A 22,865-nucleotide genomic window follows, 5' to 3' on the forward strand; every position below is an offset into this window, starting at 1 on the left:
CCCTTTCGGCTGACGTGGTCCGATGGGCATAACGGCCCCAAGGTAACAGGAGAACGCAATGGACATCGAACTGATTGGCGCCCCCGTGGACAGCGGCAAGAAAAGCAAAGGTTGCCTGATGGGCCCCGACGCCTATCGTACGGCCAATCTGGCGCGGGCGCTGCGCAATCTGGGCCATAGCGTGACTGACATCGGCAACCTGACCCCCGATATGGTGGCCGCCCCCGACTGCGCCAATCCGGCGGTCCATTCGCTGGCCGAGACCATTGGCTGGACCCAAGCCATCCACCGCGCGGGCCGCAATGCCATGCAGGCGGGGCGTTTGCCGATCTTCCTTGGCGGGGATCACAGCCTGTCACTGGGCTCGGTCACTGGCGTGGCTGCGGCCACCGACAAGCCCCAGTTCGTGCTCTGGCTCGATGCCCATTCGGATTTCCACACCCTGCACACCACTGAAAGCGGGAACCTGCACGGCACGCCCCTCGCTTATGTCACCGGCCGCGAAGGGTTCGAGGGCTTCCCCCCGGTGAACAACCCGATCCCCGAGCAGAATATCTGCATCATCGGCCTGCGGTCTGTAGACGGGGCCGAACGCGGCGCGCTAGAGAGCAGCGATATCCGCTACCACGACATGCGCGAGATTGACGAAAACGGCATCTCGGTCCTGCTGCGCCGCTTCCTCAAGGATGTGGCGGATGCGGGCGGTAATCTGCATGTGTCGCTGGACGTGGATTTCCTTGATCCGGCGGCGGCCCCTGCGGTGGGCACCACGGTGCCCGGCGGCGCCACTGTGCGCGAGGGCCACCTGTGCATGGAATTGATCGCAGATAGCGGGCTCATGACTTCGCTCGACTTGGTGGAACTGAATCCGTTCCTCGATGAACGTGGCCGCACGGCGCAGTTGATGGTGGACCTTGCTGCCTCGGCGCTGGGACGACGTGTGTTCGACCGCCCCACCCGCGCCTACACGAGCTAAACCGGTGACACCCAATTCGCCTGGTGCGCCTGCCCCGCAAAATGAAACCAAAGAATACGAAGTGTTCAACTTCTGGTTCTTCCCGCTGATGGTCACCTGCTATGGGGCCGTCAGCTATGGGTTCGCGCTAGGGTTCCCTGACTCGATGCTGCGCTATGCAGTGGGGGCACCGTGGCTGTTCCCGATGCTGTCCGGTTATGAAGCCTTCGACCCGATCCACACGATTTCCTACGTCGCGACCGTCCTGAGCCACATCATCCTGACGCCGCTATTTCTGTGGATGAACGCACATTATTACGCGAAAACAGTGGCTTTTCCGAAGATGTGCCGGCGCTTAACCAAAGATAGCAAGCGGGTTGTTACACCAATGATTGTGATGCTGCTGCTCTTCAATGGAGTATTTTTCTTTTTCCCGTCCAAGGCCATCGGCTGGGGCAATCCGAGCGAATATTTCTTGCTCTGGCCCTTCAGGCCGGCGTTTGCTGGCATATTCGGTGGGTGTAATGTCGTGTTTATCTTTACGCTCTTGGTGTACCGGTGGAAGCGCTGGCTGACCAAGAACGGCGACACCCGGTATTTCGCTGACGATCAGGCCTGAAGCTCGGCGTCCCAGTACAGATAGTCCATCCAGCTGACATGCAGGTGGTTGGGCGGGAACTTCCGCCCGACATTCTGCAGCTCGTCCGCCGATGGCTGCTTGGGCGGCTTTTGCAGGTGCATGTTGGCCTGACGCAGCGATTTGGAGCCCTTGCGCAGGTTGCAGCGCGAACAGGCCGCGACCACGTTCTCCCAGCTGGTAATACCGCCACGGGCGCGCGGCACCACGTGGTCAAAGGTCAGATCCCCGCGTCCGCCGCAGTACTGGCAGCAGAATTCGTCCCTCAGAAAAAGATTAAAGCGCGTGAAGGCCACGCGCTTTTGAGGTTTTACAAAATCTTTAAGGACGACGACCGAGGGTATCCGCACTTCCATCCGCTGGCTTCGGACCGTGGTGTCGTATTCGGCAACAATGTCGACCCGATCGAGCCAGACCGCCTTGATCGCTTCCTGCCACGGCCACAGCGAAAGTGGATAATATGACAGGGGACGGTAATCCGCGTTTAGCACCAGCGCCGGATAATGCTTTAGCGCGCCGGGTTCTCTTACGAATTCAGTCCTGAAGTCACCGTCCATGGGTAAAGCCTCTTTTCCTCGTCTGTCAGTCCGACCCGAGGCGGGACAGCCCGCCCCGATACCTACCACTATATATCGCGGCTAACCTCTGGCAAGCCTCTCGATATGGCGTGTTGTTCACGGTTTTAGTCAGACTTCGTGACAGAAGCGTGACGCGCCCACGCCAAAGGACGGGGCGCGTCTGTGGCTTACATTCCCAGCTTGTCGCGCATGAAGGCCAGCGACACACCCAGACCGTCCGGGGAAATGCCGTGGGCGGTGCCCTTCATGACGTGGGCATAAACTTCTTTGAAACCAGCGGCTTGTAACCCGTCGATTGCCTGAGGCAGGCTTTGCGGCGGCACCACATCGTCCTGATCGCCGTGCAGCAGCAGCACGGGCGGACGCGATTTCGCCTCTTCAGGCAGGACTTCGGGCATGAGCAAACGGCCCGAAAAACCGATAATCCCGCCAAGGGGCTCTTCGAAACGGGGGCCGACATGCAAGGACATCATCGTGCCCTGCGAGAAACCGATCAGTACCATCTGCTCGGGCAAAAGGTCCTCTTCCTCGAGAATGCCTAACAAATAGGCGCGCAGATCGTCCGCAGCGCGCAACAATCCGGCCTCGGATTCCTCTTCGGACGAATTGTCGATCCACGGAATCGGGAACCACTGGAACCCAAAGGGCGAGCCAGCGCAGTTTTCCGGCGCATCGGGCGCATAGAATGTGGTGTCCGGCAGGTGTTCGGCCAACGGATCGGCCAAGCCCATCAGGTCAGCGCCATTCGCGCCATACCCATGCAGAAATACCACCACCGAGCGGGTTTCCCCCGAAGCCGCCTCGCGGCGATCCGACCGTAGAACGCGAGTCATCTGATCCCTTCCCTGTCCTTTGCCACATGGTAGTAAGCCCACAGAAGCCGCGCTGCAACCGCGCGCCACGGGGTCCATGCCTCGGCCATTTGGCGCAGGGCTTTTTCCTTGGGGCGCTCTGGCAGATCGAACAGAATGCGGGCGCCTTCCTGAAGGGCCAGATCACCGGGGGCGAACACATCGGCGCGTCCCAGACTGAACATGGCGTAAATCTCGGCGGTCCAGATGCCGATGCCGCTGACCTGCGTTAGCGTCGCCACAACCTGATCCGTGGGCGCATCGCGCAGGGCGATGAAGTCGATCCGCGCCTCGGCCAAGGCTTTGGCATATTTGATCTTCTGGCGGGACAGGCCGCAGGCGCGCAGGTCCTCTTCGGTCGCCCGCAGGATCTTGCGGGGGCCGGTCAGTCGGGCGGTTTGCAGGCGCGTCCAGATGCCATTGGCGGCGGCCACACTGATCTGTTGGCTGACAATCGCGCTTAGCAATTGCTCGAATCCATCCTTGCGCCGGCGCAGGGGCAAAGGCCCCGTCAGCGTCAGCGCATGGGCAAAGCGGGGCTCTGCCGCAGCCAGCCAACTGGCGCCCTCGGCCACGCATGTGTCGCTTATGATGATCCGTTCATCCATAACGGTACCCTGCTGCACGACCACACTGGACGCAAGCGGGACAAAGCACTACGCCTTTGCCCATGAGCACTGCATATGATCACAACCGCGCAAAGCGCAACGTCGCTGTCCTGTCCGCCGCTCAGGCGATCCTTGGCAGCCAGATGAGCATGATTTTCGTGATCGGCGGTCTCGCCGGTCAGCAACTGGCGCCGAACCCCTGTCTGGCGACCCTGCCGATCTCGATGATCGTGTTCGGGTCCATGACGACCGCGCCGTGGCTGTCCAACGTGATGCAGCGCTACGGGCGCAAGGCGGGCTTTATTCTGGGGGCCAGCGGTGGCCTCTTGGGCAGCTTTACCGCCGTGACTGCGCTGATGTACGCGAATTTCTGGCTGTTCCTGTTCGGCAGCTACCTGACCGGCATTTATATGTGCGCCCAAGGCTTCTATCGCTTTGCCGCTGCGGATACCGCCTCCGACGAATTCCGCCCCAAGGCGATTTCCTATGTGCTGGCGGGTGGTCTGGCCTCGGCCATTATCGGGCCGCAGCTGGTGAAATGGACCGTGGATGCCAGCGTGGTGCCGTTTATCGGGACCTATATGGCGGTGATCGGGATTAACCTGTTGGGGATGCTACTGTTTCTGGCGCTCGACATCCCGCGCCCGCCCGTTCCGTCGGAAAACGCCCCTGCCGCGCGGTCCCGCCGAGAGATCCTGCGCGAGCCCCGTGTGGTGGTGGCGATCATCTGCGGTATGGTCAGCTATGCGCTGATGAACCTAGTGATGACCTCGACCCCCTTGGCGGTGGTTGGCTGCGGCTATCAAAAGTCCGACGCCGCCAATATCGTCAGCGCCCACGTGTTGGCGATGTTCATCCCGTCGTTCTTTACCGGCCACCTGATCGCCCGCTTCGGCGTGGAAAAGATCGTCGCGCTGGGTCTGGCCATTCTGGGCAGCGCCGGTGTGGTCGCGCTCAGCGGAGCGGACCTGAGCCACTTCTTCATCACGCTGGTCCTGCTGGGGATCGGCTGGAACTTTGGCTTCATCGGCGCAACCTCGATGCTGGCCGGTGCCCACCGCCCCGAAGAGCGCGGCGTCGTCCAAGGTCTGAACGACCTTCTGGTGTTCGGCGGTGTGACCGTGGCCTCGCTGGCGTCGGGCGGGTTGATGAACTGCTCGGGCGGATCACCGGTTCAAGGCTGGACGGCCGTGAACATGGCGATGGCCCCGTTCCTGATGCTGGCTGGCGGCGCGCTGATCTGGCTGGTCCTGAAGCCAAAAGAAAGCCCCGCCGGATAAGGCGGGGCACCCTGGTGTTCGAGTTATCCGAAAGCGGATTGTTTCATCAATAACAATCGCTTGCGGATCGGACTTAATCCAAGATTGCCATCAATAACCCGCAGCGGATTATCCAGCGCCTGCCGCAGGATATCCCCGCTCTGGAAGGCAGGCAGCAGCGCGGGCCGCGCCGCCTTGTCCGCCTTGTCACCATTGTCCAAAGCTCCCAGCGCCTTGCGCGCCAAGGCCTGAACCCCCTCGGGGCGGCCATCCAGCAGCGGCACCCGATTGCGGCTTTCCAGTTCCGGTACGGCCATCAGCCAGTTCGCAACCCCCGCCGCATAGCCCCGCGCCCGCACGGCATCTTCGGTCGCAGACCCAAGCGCCCGCGCGGCCACCCACATCAGCGTGCCAGAGGTTTCCTGAATATAGCTGTCGAAGTGGGCCTCATCCTCGAACGGATCGGTGTAGATGTCCCAGCGGCGCATCTCGCAGCACCCGTCCAGCAGGCGCGCGCCGTCGGCATCCAGAACCTCGGCCAAGGCATCCACGACCTCGTGTCGCCGTCCGCGCCCTTCGGCCACCTCGGCCAAGGCATCGCGCCACCACTGCACCCGCATCTCGGCGATCATCGGCTCTTTGGTGACCCAAGGCGCGCGGCTGATCTCGACGTTAAAGGCATAGAGCGGAAACAGCACCCGCCGCGCCGGAACCGGCGCCGCCATGATGGCCAGAAACCGGTCCGGATCGGCGTCATGCACGATCTTGGCGCAGGCGTTGATGCTCATCAGGCTTTGGCCCCGTCGCGGATCAGCTTCCAGTTAATGGCGTCCAGAAGCGCCTCGAAGCTGGCATCCACTATGTTCGCGCTGACGCCCACGGTGGACCAGCGGCGCCCTTTGCCGTCTTCGCTGTCGATGATGACGCGGGTCACGGCCTCGGTGCCGCCTTGGGTGATCCGAACCTTGAAGTCGACCAGCTTCATATCCTCGATCAGGTCGCTATAGCGCCCCAAATCCTTGGCCAAAGCTTTGGATAGCGCGTTCACGGGGCCGCGGTCGGTGCCGCATTCGTCCATGCTTTCGCTGACCGACAGCTTCTTTTCTCCGTCCACCTTCACGACGACCACGGCCTCGGACAGGCTGACCATCTTGTTGTACTTGTTTTTGCGGCGCTCGATGGTAACGCGATAGCGCTTCACCTCGAAGTAATCGGGACACTGCCCCAGCGCCCGCCGCGCCAGCAATTCGAAACTGGCCTGCGCCCCGTCATAGGAATAGCCCTCGGCCTCTCGCGCCTTCACCTCGTCCAGGATCTGGCCAAGGATCGGATCACCGGCCTCGATCTTGAGCCCCGCTTCGGTCAGACGCTTGCGCAGGTTCGACTGGCCCGCCTGATTGGACATGGGGATGATGCGGCTGTTCCCGACCAACGCCGGTTCGATATGCTCGTAGGTGGTCGGGTCCTTCAGGATCGCGCTGGCATGCAGACCGGCCTTGTGGGCAAAGGCGCTGGCCCCCACATAGGGCGCCTGACGGAACGGCACGCGATTCAGGATGTCGTCCAGCATCCGGCTGACCTTGACCATGCCTTCCAAGGCCTCGTCGGTGACGCCGGTCTCGAACAGGCTGGCATAGGGCTCTTTCAGCTTCAGGGTCGGGATCAGGGTGGTCAGGTTGGCATTACCGCACCGCTCGCCCAAGCCGTTCAAGGTCCCCTGAATTTGCCGCGCCCCCGCCAGAACTGCGGCCAGCGAACCGGCGACAGCCTGCTCGGTGTCATTGTGGCAATGAATGCCCAAGTGATCGCCGGGGATGCCCGCCGCGATCACGTCCCGCACCACATCGGCAATCACACTGGGCTGCGCCCCGCCATTGGTGTCACACAGCACCACCCATCGCGCCCCCGCGGCATAGGCAGTCTTCACCGCCTCCAGCGCATAGTCAGGGTTCGCCCGATAGCCATCAAAGAAATGCTCGGCGTCAAACAGCGCCTCGCGCCCTTGCGCCACGATATGCGCGACCGAGGCCCGAATATTCTCGATATTCTCTTCCAAGGTGATCCCCAGCGCACAAGTCACATGGAAATCATGGGTCTTGCCCACCAGACACACCGCAGGTGTGCCCGCGTTCAGGACGGCCGCCAAAACCTCGTCATTCTCGGCCGAGCGCCCTGCCCGTTTGGTCATCCCAAAGGCGGTGAACACCGCGTTGGTTTCGGGCGCCTCTTCGAAAAACGCGGAATCCGTGGGGTTGGCTCCGGGCCAGCCGCCCTCGATGTAATCGACCCCCAGCATGTCCAGCGCATCGGCGATCTGATGCTTTTCCGGCGTCGAAAACTGCACGCCCTGAGTCTGCTGCCCATCGCGCAAGGTGGTGTCATACAGGAACAATTTCTCTTTCATCACACCACCTGCCCTTCATCTTGGTTCCAATACCCTCGGGGGGCGCGGGGGGCAGACAGCCCCCCGTTCAACATCTGCCACTGGCGCATCGGCTCACAAACCTTCCAGTTTGGCCGGATCAAACCCGTCCTTCGCGGACAGTTCGACCCCTGCCTTGGACATGCGCACTTCGACGCCAGCCTCCAGCAATGCGGTCTTCAACCGGTCGACTTCGCTGAAATCTTTGGACTCCATCGCAGCGGCACGCACCGCCGCCAGTTTCTCGGCCAAGGGCGCCAGCACATCCGCGCCTGCCTCGGGCTCATCGGCCCAGGCACCCATTTCCGGTGTCAGCAGCCCCAGAAACTGCGCCGAAGCCAGCAGCCCCGCTGCATCGCCTGCGCCCGCCAAACGGTGCAGCTCGGCCACCGCACCGGCGCTGTTCAGATCGCTTGCCACAGCCTCGATCACGGCGGGGGAAACCTCGCCAGCCACAACGCCATCGGTCATCTTGCGCCATTTCTTCAGGGTGTCGCGGGCAGTGCCGGCCTTTTCGACGGTCCAGTCCATGGGCTTGCGGTAATGGGTCTGCAGGAACACCAACCGGATCACTTCGCCCGGCCAGCCCTGCTGGAACAGGTCCTGCACGGTAAAGAAGTTGCCCAAGGATTTGGACATCTTCTTGCCCTCGACCTGTAGCATTTCGTTGTGCAGCCACACCTTGGCAAAGCCAGCATCGGGGTTTGCGCAGCAGCTTTGGGCGATTTCGTTCTCGTGGTGCGGGAACATCAGGTCGTTGCCGCCACCGTGGATGTCAAAGGACGCCCCCAACAGCGCATCACTCATCGCCGAGCATTCGATGTGCCAGCCCGGACGGCCACGGCCCCAAGGGCTGTCCCACCCCGGCAGATCATCGGTCGAGGGCTTCCACAGGACAAAATCCATCGGGTTGCGTTTGTACGGCGCAACTTCGACGCGGGCCCCAGCGATCATGTCATCGACCGAACGGCCCGACAGCTTGCCATAGCCCTCTTTCCAGCTGTCCACGGCGAACAGAACGTGGCCCTCGGCGGCATAGGCGTGGCCACGGGAAATTAGGCCTTCGATCATGGCGATCATCTCGCCGATATATTCGGTGGCGCGGGGGGCCTTGTTCGGTTCCAGCGCGCCCAAGGCGCCCATGTCGTCAAGGAACCACTGTATCGTTTCGTCGGTGATCTCGCGGATGTCGCGGCCGGTTTCAGCGGCGCGGGCGTTGATCTTGTCATCGACGTCGGTGAAGTTCCGCACATAGGTCACGTGCTCGGGGCCATAGACGTGGCGCAGCAAGCGGTAGAGCAGATCGAACACCACCACAGGCCGCGCGTTCCCCAGATGGGCGCGGTCATAGACCGTGGGGCCGCAGACATACATGCGCACATTTTCGGGGTCGATCGGCGCAAAGGTTTCCTTGTGCCGGGACATTGTGTTGTGGAGTGTAATCTGGGTCATGCCTGGTCCTCGCCCGTGGATCGTCTGTCGGGTCGCGGCGGGTGTAGCATTGCACTATTGTGGAAGAAAGCGCGAAACGGCCCGCCGGACGTGTGTCTCAGCAGATCGAACAGGGAATAATGATGGTCGCGCTTTGGTTCATGGGCTCGGAATTACCATGCGTCACAGTCCCTGCCAAGCGTCTTGCCTGAGTGCAGGTGCAGCATTACCAATTCGGGTATGACCCTGCTGTATCACACCCCCCTATCGCGCGAGGTTCTTCGTGCGCAGAACGTGCCCGACGAATGGCCTCTCGGGATCGCGGATCGCGTGCATTTCGGCGATCTGGATGCCCTGCAACACGTAAACAACGCCGCCTATCTGAAGTGGCTGGAGAACGTGCGTATCCAGTATTTCATGGATTGGGGCATCACCAGCTATACCGAGAACGAGCCGCGGGTGGTGCTGCGGTCACTGTCGATCGAGTACCGCAAGGAGATGAAGCTGCACGAGGATTACGTTCTGACGGCGCGGACCTCTTCGTTCCGGACGAGCAGTTTTACCCATGATTACGGTATCTTCTGTGGCGATATTCGTGTGGTGGCACGGGCGGTGATTGTGCTGCTGGAGCCGGATGGATCGGCCAAGCGGGCTTTGCCCGAGGCTGTGCGGCAGCGGTTCATCGAGATTGACGGGGCTGTGGCCGAGTGAGGCTGTAGAGGTAAAGGGGGCTGTCTGCCCCCTCTTGGGGCTGCGCCCCAATTCACCCCCGAGAGTATTTTTACCAAGAAGAATGCAAAAAGGCGCGCCGGTTTCGGGCGCGCCTTTTCGTTTCGGGGTTCGGGGGCCTTAGGCGTTCTGGACGTATTTCACGAGGCCAAGGGTCGAGCCGTCTTTGCCTGCGCCGTCCTGATCGCCCGAAAGGATCGGGTCGAGGGCGAGCGCCAGTTCTTTGCCCAGTTCAACGCCCCACTGGTCGTAGGAGTTGATGCCGAGGATGGTGCCTTCGACGAAGACGCGGTGTTCGTACATCGCGATGATCTGGCCAAGGACATAGGGCGTCAGCTTGGGGTAGATCAGTGTGGTCGAGGGGCGGTTGCCCGGGAACACGCGGTGGCGCGCCTGACGTTCCAGTTCATCGCCGGTCAGACCCTTGGCAGCCATACGCTCGCGGCATTCGTCCAGCGAGCGGCCGCGCAGGAGTGCTTCGGACTGGGCAAAGCAGTTGGCGACCAGCAGTTTGTGGTGGTGGGTCAGGTCATCTTCGTGGCCCTTGGCGGCGACCATGAATTCGACGGGAACCACTTGGGTGCCTTGGTGGATCAGCTGGTAGAAGGCGTGTTGGCCGTTGGTGCCCGGTTCACCCCAGACAACGGGGCCCGCGGGGACGGTCAGGTCCTTGCCATCCATCGAAACCGATTTGCCGTTCGATTCCATTTCCAACTGCTGGAAATAGGCAGGCAGGCGGCCCAGACGGTTGTCATAGGGCAGCACGGCGCGGGTGCCGTGGCCGCTGATCTGGTTGTGCCAGATGCCGACAAGCGCCAGAAGGACCGGCAGGTTCTCCGCGAAATCGGCGGTCAGGAAGTGATTATCCATCGCTTCGCCGCCCTGCAGGAAGGCGCGGAAGTTGTCGGCACCGATCGAGATCATGACCGACAGGCCGATCGGGCCCCACATGGAGTAGCGACCGCCGACCCAGTCTTCGAAGCCGAAGACGCGCTCTGCGGCGATGCCCCAGTCAGCGGTTTTCGACACGGCCGAACTGAGTGCCGCGAATTGCGCGCCGGTGTCGGTGACCTTCTCGGCCATCCACTTTTGCGCGGTTTCCGCGTTGGTCATGGTTTCGATGGTGGTGAAGGTCTTGGAGGCCACGATCACCAGCGTGGTGGTCGGATCGCATTTCACCAGCACGTCATGGATGTCGGCGCCGTCCACGTTCGACACAAAATGGCAACGGGGGCCGTCCACGCCATAGGGCGACAGCGCGCGGTAGGCCATCGCGGGCCCAAGGTCGGAGCCGCCGATGCCGATGTTGATCACATCGGTGATCTTGCCGCCCTGCCCCTGATAGCTGCCGTCGCGCACTGCGGTGGCAAAGGCTTCCATGCGGCTCAGGGTGTCCAGAACCTCGGGCATGACGTCTTGGCCGTCTACCTCGACGGTGCGGCCGGACAGGTTGCGCAGCGCGGTGTGCAGCACAGCGCGGCCTTCGGTCTCGTTGATCTTTTCGCCAGCGAACATGGCGTCACGGCGGGCCGCCACGCTGGCGTTTTCGGCCAGCGCGATCAGCGCCGAACGGGTGTCCGCGTCGATATTGGTTTTCGAATAGTCCAGCAGGAAATCACCAAGCGCCGCCGAGAACCCTTCAAAACGGGTGTCATCGGCAAACAGGTCAAGGATATTGCGGTCGCTGGTGCGGGCGTAATGCGCCTTCAGGTCGGTCCACATACTAAAAAATTACTCCGTCCAATGGATCACAGCGCGGTCGAGCACCGCTGCGACGGGGGCATCAAAGGGCTCGAGCGTGCGCGCCCGTTCTAGCGCTTCGCGTTTTTCGGCGCCAGTGATGACAATGTGAAGATTTGTGGCATCGCGCAGGACGCGGGCCGACAGGGTGATGCGGGGCTCGGGCGCGCCGGGGGCACGCATGGGCAGCAGGATCGGGGCGTCGTCGGACAGCGCCTCCTCCAACCGGTCGGCACCGGGGAAGAGCGACGCGGTGTGCATATCTGCGCCCATCCCAAGCAGGCAAACCGACAAGGGCAGCGAAGGTTCGATACCAGCGGCCAGCGCCTCCATCGACTCCTCGGGGGTTTCGGTGGGGGCATAAAGGGGCACGTATTTCGCCGCTGCCGCCTTGTTGATCAGCAGGCGCTGGCGCAACAGGCGGGTGTTCGAGCGGTCGTGATCCTCTGGGACCCAGCGCTCGTCGTTCAGCAGCACATCCACGCGGTCCCAATCCAGCGCCACTTCGTTCAGGGCGTCAAAGATCGGGCCGGGCGTGGTGCCACCGGGTACACACAGCGAGGCACGGTCGCCGGTGCGCAGGGCCTCGCCCAATTCACCGGCGATGGTGTTCGCGAGATCGATCATCATCATCTCGCGATCAGGGTATTCGTTGAAGGTCATTCCTTGATCTCTCTCCAGCGGCGACCGTCGCGATGCATCAGCATAAGCGCATCGTCAGGGCCGGTGCTGCCGGTGTCATAGGGTTTGGGAACGTCGTTGCGGCGGGTCCAGCCCTCGATCAGCGGGTCGGTCCATGCCCAAGCGGCCTCAACCTCGTCGCCGCGCATGAACAGGGTCTGGTTGCCACGGATCACGTCCATGATCAGGCGTTCGTATGCGTCGGGCACCTCCTCTGCGTCCGGCCCCAGGGCCTCGGCAAAGGTCATGTCGAGGGGCACGTCAATCAAACGCATACCGCCGGGACCGGGTTCCTTGATGGTGACGCCTAGGGTCATGCCCTCGTTCGGCTGGAGGCGGATGGACAGCACGTTGCGGTGCACGCCCGCTTCGGCGCCAAAGATCGAGTGCGGCGCATCCTTGAAGACCACGGCGATCTCGCTGGTGCGGGCCTTCATCCGTTTGCCGGTGCGCAGATAGAACGGGGTCCCTGCCCAACGCCAGTTGGAGATGGCGCAGCGCATGGCGACAAAGCTTTCGGTAAAGGAACGGGGATTTTCCACGTCTTCCCGGTAGCTTGCGGTGGTTTCCGACGCCGTATACTGGCCGCGCACGATGTGGTGGGGCTCAACAGGGTCAAGCGCGCGGATCACCTTGAGCTTTTCGTCGCGCACCGCGTCTGGGTCGAATTTCGCGGGCGGCTCCATCGCGATCAGGCAAAGAAGCTGCATCAGGTGGTTCTGCACCATATCCCGCATCGCGCCCGAGGTATCATAGTAGCTGCCACGGCCACCAACACCCACGGTTTCCGCCACGGTGATCTGGATGTGATCCACGTACTGGCTGTTCCACAGAGGCTCGAACAGCATGTTGCCAAAGCGCACGGCCATCAGGTTTTGGACCGTCTCTTTGCCCAAGTAGTGGTCGATGCGGTAGATCTGGCTTTCGAGGAAGTGCTCGGCCAGCGATTTGTTCAGAGCGCGGGCCGATTGCAGGTCCTTGCCAAAGGGTTTTTCGACCACGATGCGGGCTTCGTCATCGGCCAGTTCAAAGGTCTTCAGACGTTCCGCGATCGAGCCGAACAGGCTCGGTGCGACCGAGAAGTAGAAGGCGCGGATCATGTCGGGGCGCAGCAGCTCCCCCAGTTCTTTCCAGCCGCCATCGCCCTTGGCATCCACGGCGACATAGAATACACGGTCCAGGAATTTCCCAAGGTTTTCCGTATCCTTGGCCGATTTGGGATCGAATTCCTCGATCGCCTCTTTGACCATTGTGCGGAACTCGTCGCTGTTCATGTCCGAACGGGCAGCGCCGATGATGTGCCCCTCGTCGGGCATCTGGCCGCTGGCAAAGCGGCGGAACAGGCCGGGGAGGATCTTGCGGCGGGCCAGATCGCCGGTGCCGCCAAAGATCACGAGGTCGAAAGAATCGACCGGAATGACGCGTGAAACCATGTTTCCCTCCTGGGTCAGACGGAGCCTTAGCGATTGTTAGCGCTAACTTTGACGCCCGTATAAAAGACGTGGGGGCGAAAGTCTACTGTCTGTAGCTTTCACCCCCGAAGGTAACAGAAAAATATTGGTTTAGGTCAACCTAACTTGCGCAGACGTGCCAGCAGCGACGAGGTATCCCAGCGACCGCCGCCCATTGCCTGAACATCCTTGTAATATTGGTCGATCAGGGCGGTGTTCGGCAGGCTTGCCTTGATCTCTTCGCCGGTGCGCAGGCAGATATCCAGATCCTTGCGCATCCAGTCCACGGCAAAACCAAAGTTGTACTCGTTGGCCTTCATGGTCTTGTGGCGGTTGGCCATTTGCCAGCTGCCCGCGGCACCTTGGGAAATCACTTCGACCACGGCGTCGATGTCCAGACCGGCCTTGTCGGCAAAGTTCAGACCTTCGGCCAGACCCTGCACCAGACCGGCGATGCAGATCTGGTTGACCATTTTGGTGTACTGGCCCGCGCCGCTGTCCCCCAGACGGCGGCAGATTTTGGCGTAAGCGTCGATCACGGGTTCCGCCGCATCATAGGCGTCCTGATCACCGCCACACATCACCGACAGCACGCCGTTTTCCGCGCCCGCCTGACCACCACTGATCGGCGCGTCCACGAATTGCAGGGCACGGCCCTTGGCGATGTCATAAAGTTCCTTGGTCACGGCCGCCGATACGGTGGTGTGGTCCACCAGAATGGCACCGGCCTCCATCCCTTCGAAAGCGCCGTTTTCTCCGGCACAGACGTTGCGCAGATCGTCGTCATTGCCCACGCAGGTCATCACAAATTCGGCACCCTTGGCGGCCTCGGCGGGCGTCTTGCCATAGCTGCCACCGAATTCTTCGGCCCATTTTTCTGCTTTGGCTGTGGTACGGTTATAGACAGTTACGCTATGACCGGCCTTGGTCAGGTGTCCTGCCATGGGATAGCCCATAACCCCCAGACCCAGAAACGCTACTTTTGCCATGAGAATTCCCCCCTTGCGTCTTTCTGTTTGGCGTCTAACACACCTTCCTAAGCCGGAATGCGCGCCGGTCAACAAAAGAGGTAACGATGAAGCGAGTATTTACGTGGCTTTTGCGTATCACTGTCGCCCTGGTGGCGCTGTGTACGGTGCTGGTTGTAGCGATCTACTACCTGGCGGCGCGTTCGCTTCCTGATTACGAACAGAACATCCAGCTATCGGGTGCGCATGGCCCGATCGAGATCGTCCGCGATACTGCCGCGGTGCCTCATATCTTTGCGCAGAACGATTATGACGTGTTCTTCGGGCTTGGCTATGCCGAGGCGCAGGACCGTCTGTGGCAGATGTTCATGATGCGCCGCACCGCCCAAGGCCGCCTGTCCGAACTGTTCGGGGACCGCACGCTCAAGGTCGACCAGTTGATGCGTCAACTCGACCTTTATTCGCTGGCCACCGCCTCGGTCGAGGCGCAAACCCCCGAGGCGCTTGAGGCTCTGACCGGCTATGCGGCCGGTGTGAACGCCCGCCTGCGCGAGATCAACGAAAAGGCGCTGGGGCGCGGCACCCCCGAGATGTTCCTGTTCCCCGCACAGATCGCCCCTTGGACGCCCGCGGATTCCCTTGCCATCATGAAGCTGATGTCGGTCCAGTTGTCCGGCCATCTGGAGGCCGAGGTTCTGCGCGCACAAATCTCGATGGCGCTGACGCCCGAGCGGGTCAAGGACATCCTGCCCGACGTCCCCGGCGAGGGCATCGCCGCCCTGCCCGCCTATGCCGCGCTGTTCGATCAGACCGACCTGCCGAAATTCGCCTCCTATGAGCCCGACACCAATCCCCTGTCCCCGTTCAACGAGATGGACTTTGCCGGAGCCTCGAACGCCTTTGTCGCCAGTGATACACGCTCGGCGGCGGGCGGCGCCCTCTTGGCCAACGACCCACATCTGGGCTTCAGCGCGCCGACCATCTGGTATCTGGCGCGGCTGGAGCTGCAATCGGGCGGCGTGATCGGCGGCACCATTCCGGGCATTCCGATCATCCTGTCGGGCCGCAGCGAGAAGCTGGGTTGGGGCGTGACCTCGGCCTATCTGGATGATCAGGACCTCTATATCGAGGAACTGAACCCCGATAACCCCAACGAATACCGCACCGACAAAGGGTTCGAACCCTTTACCGAGCGCCCCACGATCATCCGGATCAAAGATCAGGCCCCCCAGACCTTTACCCTGCGCTGGACCCGCAACGGCCCCGTGATGCCGCCCGATCACTATAGCATCGGCTCGATCACCCCGCGCGGGCATGTGGCGGCTTTGGCGTGGACGATGCTGACCCCGCACGACACCTCGTTCAGTGCGGCCTACAAGATCATGACCGCCAAATCTGTCCCCGCCGCCATCGACGCGGGCGAGGATTACATTGCCCCCGCGCAGAACCTGTCCTTGGCGGATGCGCAGGGCAATATCGGGATGAAGCTGATCGGCGCCATGCCCCGCCGCCAAGCCAACCACCAGAGCGAGGGCCGGATGCCGAGCCCCGGTTGGCTGTCGCGCAACCGTTGGCGCGGGCGGTTCGACTATCGCAGCGTGAACCCCGAATTCCTGAACCCCGAGGGCGGCATTCTGGGCAACACCAACAACAAGATGGTGGATCGTCCCTTCCCCGAGCATGTTTCCTTTGAGTGGGGCGATACAGAGCGCATCCAGCGCTTCCAGCGCCTGATGCAGGCGCGCAAGGTCCACACCCGCGAAAGCTTTATCGAGGCGCAGCTCGATACCGTTTCGGTCACCGCGCGGACCCTTCTGCCGCTGATCGGCGCAGACCTGTGGTTCACCGGCGAGGCCGCCCCCGAAGGCACCAAGGAACGCACTCGCCAGATCGCCCTGCAAATGCTGGCCGACTGGAACGGCGAGATGAACGAGCATATGCCCGAACCGCTGATCTATTCGGCGTGGGTGCGCGCCCTGCAAGACCGCCTGATCCGCGACGATCTGGGGCCGCTTGCCAATCGCTTCCACCATGTGGAGCCGCTGTTTATCGAGCGCGTGTTCCGCAACATCGACGGCGCGTCCCAGTGGTGCGATGTGCGCCAGTCCGAAACCACCGAGACCTGTGCACAGATGGCCCAACTGGCGCTGGACGATGCGCTGGTCTGGATCAGTGAAACCTATGGCTCGAAACTGCAGAGCCTGCGTTGGGGCGATGCGCACCTTGCCACCCATGACCATCAGGTGTTGGGGGAAATTCCGGTGCTGAAATACTTCGTCAACATCCACCAGAGCACCAGCGGCGGCGACGATACCCTGCTGCGCGGCCTGACCAAAGGCACGGGTAAAGACCCCTTCTTGAACGTGCACGGGGCGGGGTATCGCGGAGTTTATGACTTTGCCGATCCCGAAAGCTCGGTGTTTGTCACGTCCACCGGCCAATCGGGCCACTTCCTGTCGCGTCACTACGACGATCTGGGGGTGCGCTGGCGGCTTGGGGAATATGTGCCCATGTCGCTGGACCCCGAACTGGCCCGCGCGGCGAACCTCGGGATCACGCACATCACCCCGCAATAAAGACCAAGGCCCGCATCGCGCGGGCCTTTTTCATTCGGTGTCGAAGGTCAGGGTGATCCGCGCCTCATAGGGTTTGTCGGGCCGCACGATCACATCGCAGGGGCAGATGTTCGGGTCCATGTTCACCGCGTTGGGCCACGCCTGAGGCTCCATACAGATGGCGTCATGGGGCTGGTAAACGCGCCCCTTGCCCACGACTGTCCCGTCGAAATGGTTGCTGGTATAGACCTGCAAGCCCTTCTGGTCGGTGCTCAGGCGCATCCGCCGACCTGAGGTCGGATCATAGAGGATCGCGCGCCCCTCGGTCAGGCACAGGCAATGGTCATAACCGCTCAGGGCACCGGCGCGCATGGCGGTGCTGCACCTGCGCCCCTCGCGGAAATCGAACGGTGTCGCGCCCACAGGGGCTGGCCCGATGGGGATCTGGCTTTCGTCCGTGGGTAGATAGCGATCCGCAGGCACGGTCAGCACATAGTCCAGCGCACTGTCGGGCCGCTCGGCCAAGGCCCCGTGCCCCACCAGCGCAAAGTAGCTGTGATGGGTCATCGCAAGCGGTGTCGGCGCGTCCGTTGTGGCGTGATAGCGGATGTCCAGCACGGTGCCTTCGGCCTCTTGGGTCAGGGTGTACTCCACCTGCGCGGTCACATTTCCGGGGAAGCCTTGGTCCCCGTCGGGGCTGTCCACCTGCAAGGTGACCGAGGCATCCTCCAGCGTCGTAATCCGCCAGTTCAGCCGGTCGAACCCCATCGGCCCCCCGTGCAGCGTGTTGGTGCCGTTGTTCTGGGGCAGCGCGTATTCCTGACCGTCCAAGCTGAACCGTCCGCCCGCGATGCGGTTGGCGACACGGCCCACGGTCGCGCCGAAATTCTTGCGATGGGCGACATAGCCCGCCAGATCGTCATGCCCCAACACGATGTCGTCGATCATCCCGTCGCGGTCGGGCAGCAGCAGGCTCTGGACCGCCGCGCCAAGGGTGATCACCGTCATCTCCGCAGCCCCCGCCCGCAGGGTCACGGCAGAAACCGCGTCCCCGTCTGGCAGGTGGCCGAATATGCGGGGCGCGTCACTCATGAAAGGGCGCGACCTCGATCCGCTCGCCCAAGAGGAAGGCATCGGCCACCAGTTGCAAGGGCGACAGGTCCACGTCCGACTGGCCTGCCGCGATCAGTTCCGCGAACCGCGCATAGAGGCGGCGGTACTCGGTATCCTCGGCCTGAACCAGTTGGATGTCCCCCTCGAAGAGTTGCGCACCGCCGTTCCGCAGGGTGATCGTGCCCGCAGTGGTTTCCACGATGATGTCCCACGTCTGGGGGCCGGTCTGCCGCCAGTCGAACACCGCGCTGACCGGAATGCCCGAGGCGCTGACCATCTCCATCGTGGCACCGATCGGGGCCTGCTTGTTGGCGGGCACCTCGAGGCTGGCGGCGGTCACATGCACGGGCTCTGGCATGATGCGGGTCAGGATCGACAGCGCGTTGATGCCCGGATCGAACACGCCCAAGCCCCCGGGTTGCCAGATCCACTCCTGCCCGGGATGCCAGTGACGCACGTCCTCTTTCCAGTCGATCTGGACCGAGGTGATGGTGGCGTCCCGCAACATCTCGCGGGCTTGCTCGACCGAGGCCGCCTCGCGCGAGTGCCACGTGGCAAAGAGGGTCACCCCAGCCGCGCGGGCCATGTCGGCCAGCGCCTGAACCTCGGCGACCGAAGCGCCGGGCGGTTTCTCCAGCATCACGTGGCGACGGGCGCGGATGGCGGCAGCGGCCTGATCAAAGCGCCCTTGGGGCGGCGTACAAAGAGAGATCGCCTGAATATCCGGCTCGGCCCCCAGCAGGGCGTCGATGTCATGATAGCTTGGCAGCCCGTCCAGCCCCGCGTTCCGGCTGGCAATCGCCTTGAGCGCCAGCGTGGGGGTGTCAGCCAAAGACGGCAGGTGCTGGTTCCGCGCGATGGTTCCAAGGCCCACAAGCGCCAGTGAAATCGGGTCAGTCATCGGGTGCCTCCGGTCGGCAAAGGGAAAGCGGGTTCGGGCAGGCCCATTGGCGCGCCCTCAATAGCAAAGGTGGCTCCGGCCAAGGGCGCGGCGCTCAGGGCGTCTGCGTCCATCCCCTCGGTGGCCGAGGTGCAGTAGAGCGTGGTGCAATCCGCCCCGCCCATCGCCGGACAGGTGACATGGGGCGCGGGCAGTGCGATGCGATCCCCAAGTGTGCCATCATGGTCCACCATCACCACAGCGGAGGCGCCCCACAGGGCCACTGCAAGCCGCCCATCGGCCAGCACCACCGCCCCATCAGGGTTGAGCCCATGTTTGGCGAAATCCACCAGCACTTTGGGCTCCCCTTCGGGCCATCCCATCGCATCCACACTGACCCGATAAAGCTTGCCCGCCGCCGTATCTGCGAAATAGGCGCAGCCTCGCCCGCGGTCAAAGCACATGGCGTTCGGGATCGAGATCAGCGCATAGAGCCGCCGCAATTCCCCGTGGGCATAGCGATAGATGGCACCAGCGCCCTCTTCGGCGGATTTGCCCATCGTCCCGATCCAGAAGCCCCCCCAAGGGTCACATCGCCCGTCATTGGAGCGGGTAATCGGGTTGTCATCCTCTAGCGCGATCAGGCGGGTGCGGGTGCCGGTGTCGATCTCCATCTCCCACAGGGCGGTTTCAGAGGCGACCAGCAGGCGATTTTCGTCGATCCACGCGGCAGCCGAGTGCATCTCGGGCAGGTGGTGGACGGTGGTCGGCCCGCTCCCCTTGCGCAGCAGACGCTTTCCGGTGATGTCGAACCAGAACAGCTCTTGCCTCAGGGGGTGCCACAGCGCCCCTTCGCCCAATGCGCAAATGGTGGTGTCGAAAGCGGTCATCGGTTGACCCCTTTGGCGGCGTCATAGGCCGCGACCACCTTGGCCGCACGCTCCGCGATCTGCGCCAAGTACATGCCGGGGGTATAGAGGGCCGTCCCGATGCCAAAGCCATCCGCCCCCGCCGCGAACCATTCCCCGAAATTCTCGGGGCCAGCGCCGCCGACCGCATAGACCTGCGTGCCCACGGGCAGAACGGCCCGCATCGCCTTCAGCCCCGAGGGGCCAGCCATCGAGCCCGGGAACAGTTTCAACCCGGTTGCGCCGCTACGCAGGGCGGTGAACGCTTCGGTCGGGGTAAAGACGCCCGGCCAGCTTTCCATGCCCGCCGCGCGGGTGGCGCGGATCACATCGGGGTTGGTGTCGGGGGAAACGACCAGTGTGCCGCCTGCCTCGGCCACGCGGGCCACATCTTCGGGGGTCAGAACGGTGCCTGCCCCGATCACAGCCACCTGCCCCACGCGGTCTGCCATCTCTCGGATGGACACAAAAGGGTCAGGCGAATTCAGCGGCACTTCGATGGTGGTGATGCCCGCCGCGACTAGGGTTTCGGCGGCGGCTCCGGCCTCGGCCGGCGTGATCCCGCGCAGGATTGCGATGATGTTGCGTTGGGTCATTACGCCCCCTGAAGGTAGATTTGAGTAAGCCCCGCCAGAACCAGATTGGCCCCGTCCTGCGCCGTGGCGTTCAGATCCAGTTGCGCGGCCGCCGCCAGATAGAGGTCCGTCAGCGCGCCGCTGCCAATCACAGTCACTGGCGTGCCCGACGGAACATCCGCCAATTCCGCCCCGATCAACAGACCGGAGAGCCGCGCTCGTTCGGCCACCGGATCAGCCTGCCCGACCAACCCGCTGGCGCGAATGGAAAACAGGGTCGCCAAGGCCTGGCCGTTGGCCCCGGTGCGCACGCCAAGCGCAAAGGCATCGGGCTGCGGCGCGCCCTCTGCCACGGAATGGCGCAGGATCGAGTGTTGGCAGAGCAACGCAAACAACTCGCCCGTCATATGGGTGCTAAACCGCGTGACGGTGCCACCTTTGATCCAGACGTGTTTGGAGTGCGTGCCGGGCAGCAGGATCAGCCCCTCAAACTCGGGCTGCTGCGCCAGAAAACCGGCGATCTGAACCTCTTCGCCGCGCATGACATCCGCTGGGTCGGGCTGCGCCAGCCCCGCCACGATTTGCACGTCAAGGCGGGGATCAGCTGTTTCCACCTGCACCAGATCGGCAGCGTCCACGGGACCGCAAGGCACCCTGCGATAGGGCGCCTCTTGCCAGCCCTGACGCGCGCCGACCATGCCGCAGGCCAGCACAGGCGTCACGCCCTGCCCCAGCCATCCCTCCACCAGCGCCAGAAGCGCCGGTTCGAACTGGTGCCGCTCCAGCTTGCCCATCCCTTGATCGGAATGGGCCTCGGCCAGAACGTCAGCCCCTTTCATCGCCCAAGCGCGCAGATGGGTCGTGCCCCAATCTACCGCTATCCAGTCAGGCGTTTGCATCGCTCAGGCCACATCGTCCGGCAGGACGGAGGCAGGGATGTTCTGATAGCAGACGGGGCGCAGCCAGCGGCGGATGGACAGGGTGCCGACGGAGGTCGCACCAAAGTTGGTGGACGCCGGATAGGGTCCGCCGTGCACCATGCTGTCGCAAACCTCGACCCCCGTGGGGAAGCCGTTGGCCAGAACTCGGCCTGCCTTGCGCTCCAGCACCGGCAGCAGGCGGCGGGCCAATGCGGCATCGCTGTCATCCATGTGCAGGGTCGCGGTCAACTGACCGACGAACGATTTGGCAACGGCGATCATCTGCGCCTCGTCCTTGGCCACAACGACCAAGCCCAAAGGCCCGAAGACCTCTTCGCTCAACACGTGGTTCCCCAGCCAATCCTCGGCCGAGACGCGGAACAGGAACGGTTTCGCCTGACGGGTATCGCACATCGAGGTCAGCATTTCCTGCACCCCGGGTGCCCCTTGCATCCGCGCCGCGCCATCGCGGTAGGCCGCCGCAATCCCATCGGTCAGCATGACCTGAGCGCCGCTTTCCGACAGGGCCGAACGGGTCGCTTCGGCAAAGGCCTCGCCCTCGGGGCCCTCCAGCACGACCGCAATTCCGGGGTTGGTGCAGAACTGGCCTGCGCCCATGGTCAACGATCCGGCCCACGCCTCACCAAGCGCCGCCCCGCGGCTGGCGACAGCCGAAGGCAGCATGAACATCGGGTTCACCGACCCAAGTTCGCCAAAGAACGGAATGGGTTCATCGCGCTGCGCACAAAGGTCAAACAGCGCCCGACCGCCACCCAGCGATCCGGTAAAGCCAACTGCCTTGATGAGCGGATGCTGGACCAATGCCGTGCCCACATCGCGCTTGCCCCCCTGGATCAGGCTGAACACGCCCTTGGGCAAACCGCAGCGCTGGATCGCGGCGTGGATCGCCTCGGCCACCACCTCGCCGGTGCCGGGATGGGCACTGTGACCCTTGACCACCACGGGACAACCGGCCGCCAGTGCCGACGCGGTATCCCCGCCCGCCACACTGAACGCGAGCGGGAAGTTCGACGCCCCGAAGACTGCCACCGGCCCGATGGGCCGCTGCATCATCCGCAGGTCAGGCCGCGGCAAAGGCGCCCGTTCCGGCAGCGCCGCATCATAGCGGCGATCCAGATAGTCCCCCGCGCGAATATGGCTCGCGAACAAACGAAGCTGACCAACCGTCCGCCCCCGCTCGCCCACCAAACGCGCCTCGGGCAAACCGGTCTCGGAGCACCCGATCTCGGTGATCAAATCGCCCCGCGCATCAATCTCCTCGGCAATCGCCTCAAGGAAAACTGCGCGTTCCTCGCGGCTCGAATAGCCGAACTCCCAGAACGCTTCCTCGGCCGCTGCGCAGGCCTGTTCCACCAATTCGGGCGTACCAACCGAATACTCGAACGTGGTCCCGTGCGCAGGCTCACTGACAAACACCTTGTCCGAACCCACCCACTCGCCAGCGATCAAATGCTTGCCGTGTGCTTGAAATCCCATCTCGTCTCCTCCGCACGGGCCACCGGTCCCAAACCCCGATCCCCGCGCACTCCATCATTCTTCTTTGCTCAAAATACTCCCGCCGGAGGCAAACTCCCCCAGCCAGA

General features: G+C 63.0%; 21 protein-coding genes. 5 read left to right on the forward strand and 16 right to left on the reverse strand.

The features are described from left to right. Positions 1–58 precede the first annotated feature (58 nt). Together rocF and HJ536_RS06280 are read left to right on the forward strand one after the other, a co-directional pair. Positions 59–976 (forward strand): arginase, encoded by a 918-nt coding sequence (rocF, locus tag HJ536_RS06275; RefSeq protein WP_177157059.1) that lies wholly within the window; start codon positions 59–61, stop codon positions 974–976. 4 nt (positions 977–980) lie between these two features. Further along, positions 981–1,574 carry a hypothetical protein gene (locus HJ536_RS06280; RefSeq protein WP_177157060.1) on the forward strand — a complete coding sequence of 198 codons (594 nt, stop codon included), beginning with the start codon at positions 981–983 and terminating at the stop codon, positions 1,572–1,574. Here the strand turns inward: HJ536_RS06280 and HJ536_RS06285 are convergent. The 3 genes from HJ536_RS06285 to HJ536_RS06295 all read right to left on the reverse strand — a co-directional run bounded on the left by HJ536_RS06285 (position 1,565) and on the right by HJ536_RS06295 (position 3,629). After that, on the reverse strand, positions 1,565–2,149 hold the full coding sequence (locus HJ536_RS06285) for an HNH endonuclease (RefSeq protein WP_176854336.1): 585 nt from the start codon (positions 2,147–2,149) through the stop codon (positions 1,565–1,567). The genes HJ536_RS06280 and HJ536_RS06285 overlap by 10 nt on opposite strands. A gap of 188 nt (positions 2,150–2,337) precedes the next feature. Then, a complete protein-coding gene (locus HJ536_RS06290; RefSeq protein ID WP_177157061.1) occupies positions 2,338–3,003 on the reverse strand; it encodes an alpha/beta hydrolase in 666 nt (221 codons plus the stop codon). Next, positions 3,000–3,629, reverse strand: coding sequence for a DNA-3-methyladenine glycosylase family protein (locus tag HJ536_RS06295; RefSeq protein ID WP_177157062.1), 630 nt, complete (start codon positions 3,627–3,629; stop codon positions 3,000–3,002). The genes HJ536_RS06290 and HJ536_RS06295 overlap by 4 nt, the downstream gene beginning before the upstream one ends. Positions 3,630–3,691: 62 nt before the next feature. Between HJ536_RS06295 and HJ536_RS06300 the strand changes: the two genes are divergently transcribed. Next, the gene (locus HJ536_RS06300) at positions 3,692–4,909 is read left to right on the forward strand and encodes an MFS transporter (protein WP_177157063.1); all 1,218 of its coding nucleotides are present in this window, start codon (positions 3,692–3,694) and stop codon (positions 4,907–4,909) included. A 23-nt stretch (positions 4,910–4,932) separates the two neighbouring features. On the opposite strand, the gene HJ536_RS06305 is transcribed toward HJ536_RS06300, so the two are convergent. The 3 genes from HJ536_RS06305 to cysS all read right to left on the reverse strand — a co-directional run bounded on the left by HJ536_RS06305 (position 4,933) and on the right by cysS (position 8,762). Beyond that, the gene (locus HJ536_RS06305; protein WP_177157064.1) at positions 4,933–5,676 is read right to left on the reverse strand and encodes a phytoene/squalene synthase family protein; all 744 of its coding nucleotides are present in this window, start codon (positions 5,674–5,676) and stop codon (positions 4,933–4,935) included. Next, on the reverse strand, positions 5,676–7,292 hold the full coding sequence (gene cimA, locus HJ536_RS06310; RefSeq protein ID WP_194245079.1) for a citramalate synthase: 1,617 nt from the start codon (positions 7,290–7,292) through the stop codon (positions 5,676–5,678). Before cimA ends, HJ536_RS06305 begins: the two co-directional genes overlap by 1 nt. 93 nt (positions 7,293–7,385) lie before the next feature. Next, on the reverse strand, positions 7,386–8,762 hold the full coding sequence (cysS, locus tag HJ536_RS06315) for a cysteine--tRNA ligase (RefSeq protein ID WP_177157065.1): 1,377 nt from the start codon (positions 8,760–8,762) through the stop codon (positions 7,386–7,388). A gap of 219 nt (positions 8,763–8,981) precedes the next feature. On the opposite strand from cysS, the gene HJ536_RS06320 reads away from it, so the two are divergent. Continuing rightward, positions 8,982–9,452: an acyl-CoA thioesterase gene (locus tag HJ536_RS06320; protein ID WP_177157066.1), complete on the forward strand. Its 471-nt coding sequence runs from the start codon at positions 8,982–8,984 to the stop codon at positions 9,450–9,452. Positions 9,453–9,590: 138 nt separating this feature from the next. Here the strand turns inward: HJ536_RS06320 and pgi are convergent, their stop codons facing one another. The 4 genes from pgi to HJ536_RS06340 all read right to left on the reverse strand — a co-directional run bounded on the left by pgi (position 9,591) and on the right by HJ536_RS06340 (position 14,331). Beyond that, positions 9,591–11,192, reverse strand: coding sequence for a glucose-6-phosphate isomerase (gene pgi / locus HJ536_RS06325; RefSeq protein ID WP_177157067.1), 1,602 nt, complete (start codon positions 11,190–11,192; stop codon positions 9,591–9,593). 9 nt (positions 11,193–11,201) lie between these two features. Next, entirely contained in the window at positions 11,202–11,873 is a 672-nt protein-coding gene (gene pgl, locus HJ536_RS06330) for a 6-phosphogluconolactonase (RefSeq protein ID WP_177157068.1), read from the reverse strand. Then, positions 11,870–13,324 carry a glucose-6-phosphate dehydrogenase gene (gene zwf / locus HJ536_RS06335; RefSeq protein ID WP_177157069.1) on the reverse strand — a complete coding sequence of 485 codons (1,455 nt, stop codon included), beginning with the start codon at positions 13,322–13,324 and terminating at the stop codon, positions 11,870–11,872. The genes pgl and zwf overlap by 4 nt, the downstream gene beginning before the upstream one ends. A gap of 134 nt (positions 13,325–13,458) precedes the next feature. After that, entirely contained in the window at positions 13,459–14,331 is an 873-nt protein-coding gene (locus tag HJ536_RS06340) for an NAD(P)-dependent oxidoreductase (protein WP_177157070.1), read from the reverse strand. 86 nt (positions 14,332–14,417) lie between these two features. Here HJ536_RS06340 and HJ536_RS06345 point away from each other — a divergent pair, with 86 nt between their 5' ends. After that, entirely contained in the window at positions 14,418–16,886 is a 2,469-nt protein-coding gene (locus HJ536_RS06345) for a penicillin acylase family protein (protein ID WP_177157071.1), read from the forward strand. Between the two features lie 30 nt (positions 16,887–16,916). Here the strand turns inward: HJ536_RS06345 and HJ536_RS06350 are convergent, their stop codons facing one another. The 6 genes from HJ536_RS06350 to HJ536_RS06375 are packed head-to-tail and all read right to left on the reverse strand — an operon-like array spanning position 16,917 to position 22,758. Continuing rightward, positions 16,917–17,957: an aldose epimerase family protein gene (locus HJ536_RS06350; protein ID WP_177157072.1), complete on the reverse strand. Its 1,041-nt coding sequence runs from the start codon at positions 17,955–17,957 to the stop codon at positions 16,917–16,919. Then, a complete protein-coding gene (locus tag HJ536_RS06355) occupies positions 17,950–18,879 on the reverse strand; it encodes a Gfo/Idh/MocA family protein (protein WP_177157073.1) in 930 nt (309 codons plus the stop codon). The genes HJ536_RS06350 and HJ536_RS06355 overlap by 8 nt, the downstream gene beginning before the upstream one ends. Then, positions 18,876–19,748: an SMP-30/gluconolactonase/LRE family protein gene (locus tag HJ536_RS06360; protein WP_177157074.1), complete on the reverse strand. Its 873-nt coding sequence runs from the start codon at positions 19,746–19,748 to the stop codon at positions 18,876–18,878. Before HJ536_RS06360 ends, HJ536_RS06355 begins: the two co-directional genes overlap by 4 nt. Continuing rightward, positions 19,745–20,362, reverse strand: coding sequence for a 2-dehydro-3-deoxy-6-phosphogalactonate aldolase (locus HJ536_RS06365; protein WP_177157075.1), 618 nt, complete (start codon positions 20,360–20,362; stop codon positions 19,745–19,747). Before HJ536_RS06365 ends, HJ536_RS06360 begins: the two co-directional genes overlap by 4 nt. Beyond that, positions 20,362–21,240, reverse strand: coding sequence for a 2-dehydro-3-deoxygalactonokinase (locus HJ536_RS06370; protein WP_177157076.1), 879 nt, complete (start codon positions 21,238–21,240; stop codon positions 20,362–20,364). The genes HJ536_RS06365 and HJ536_RS06370 overlap by 1 nt, the downstream gene beginning before the upstream one ends. 3 nt (positions 21,241–21,243) lie before the next feature. Continuing rightward, a complete protein-coding gene (locus HJ536_RS06375; protein WP_177157077.1) occupies positions 21,244–22,758 on the reverse strand; it encodes an aldehyde dehydrogenase (NADP(+)) in 1,515 nt (504 codons plus the stop codon). Between the last annotated feature and the right edge of the window lie 107 nt (positions 22,759–22,865).

The organism is Donghicola mangrovi, from assembly GCF_013377535.1.
In the GTDB taxonomy this organism is placed as follows: Bacteria; Pseudomonadota; Alphaproteobacteria; order Rhodobacterales; family Rhodobacteraceae; genus Donghicola; species Donghicola mangrovi.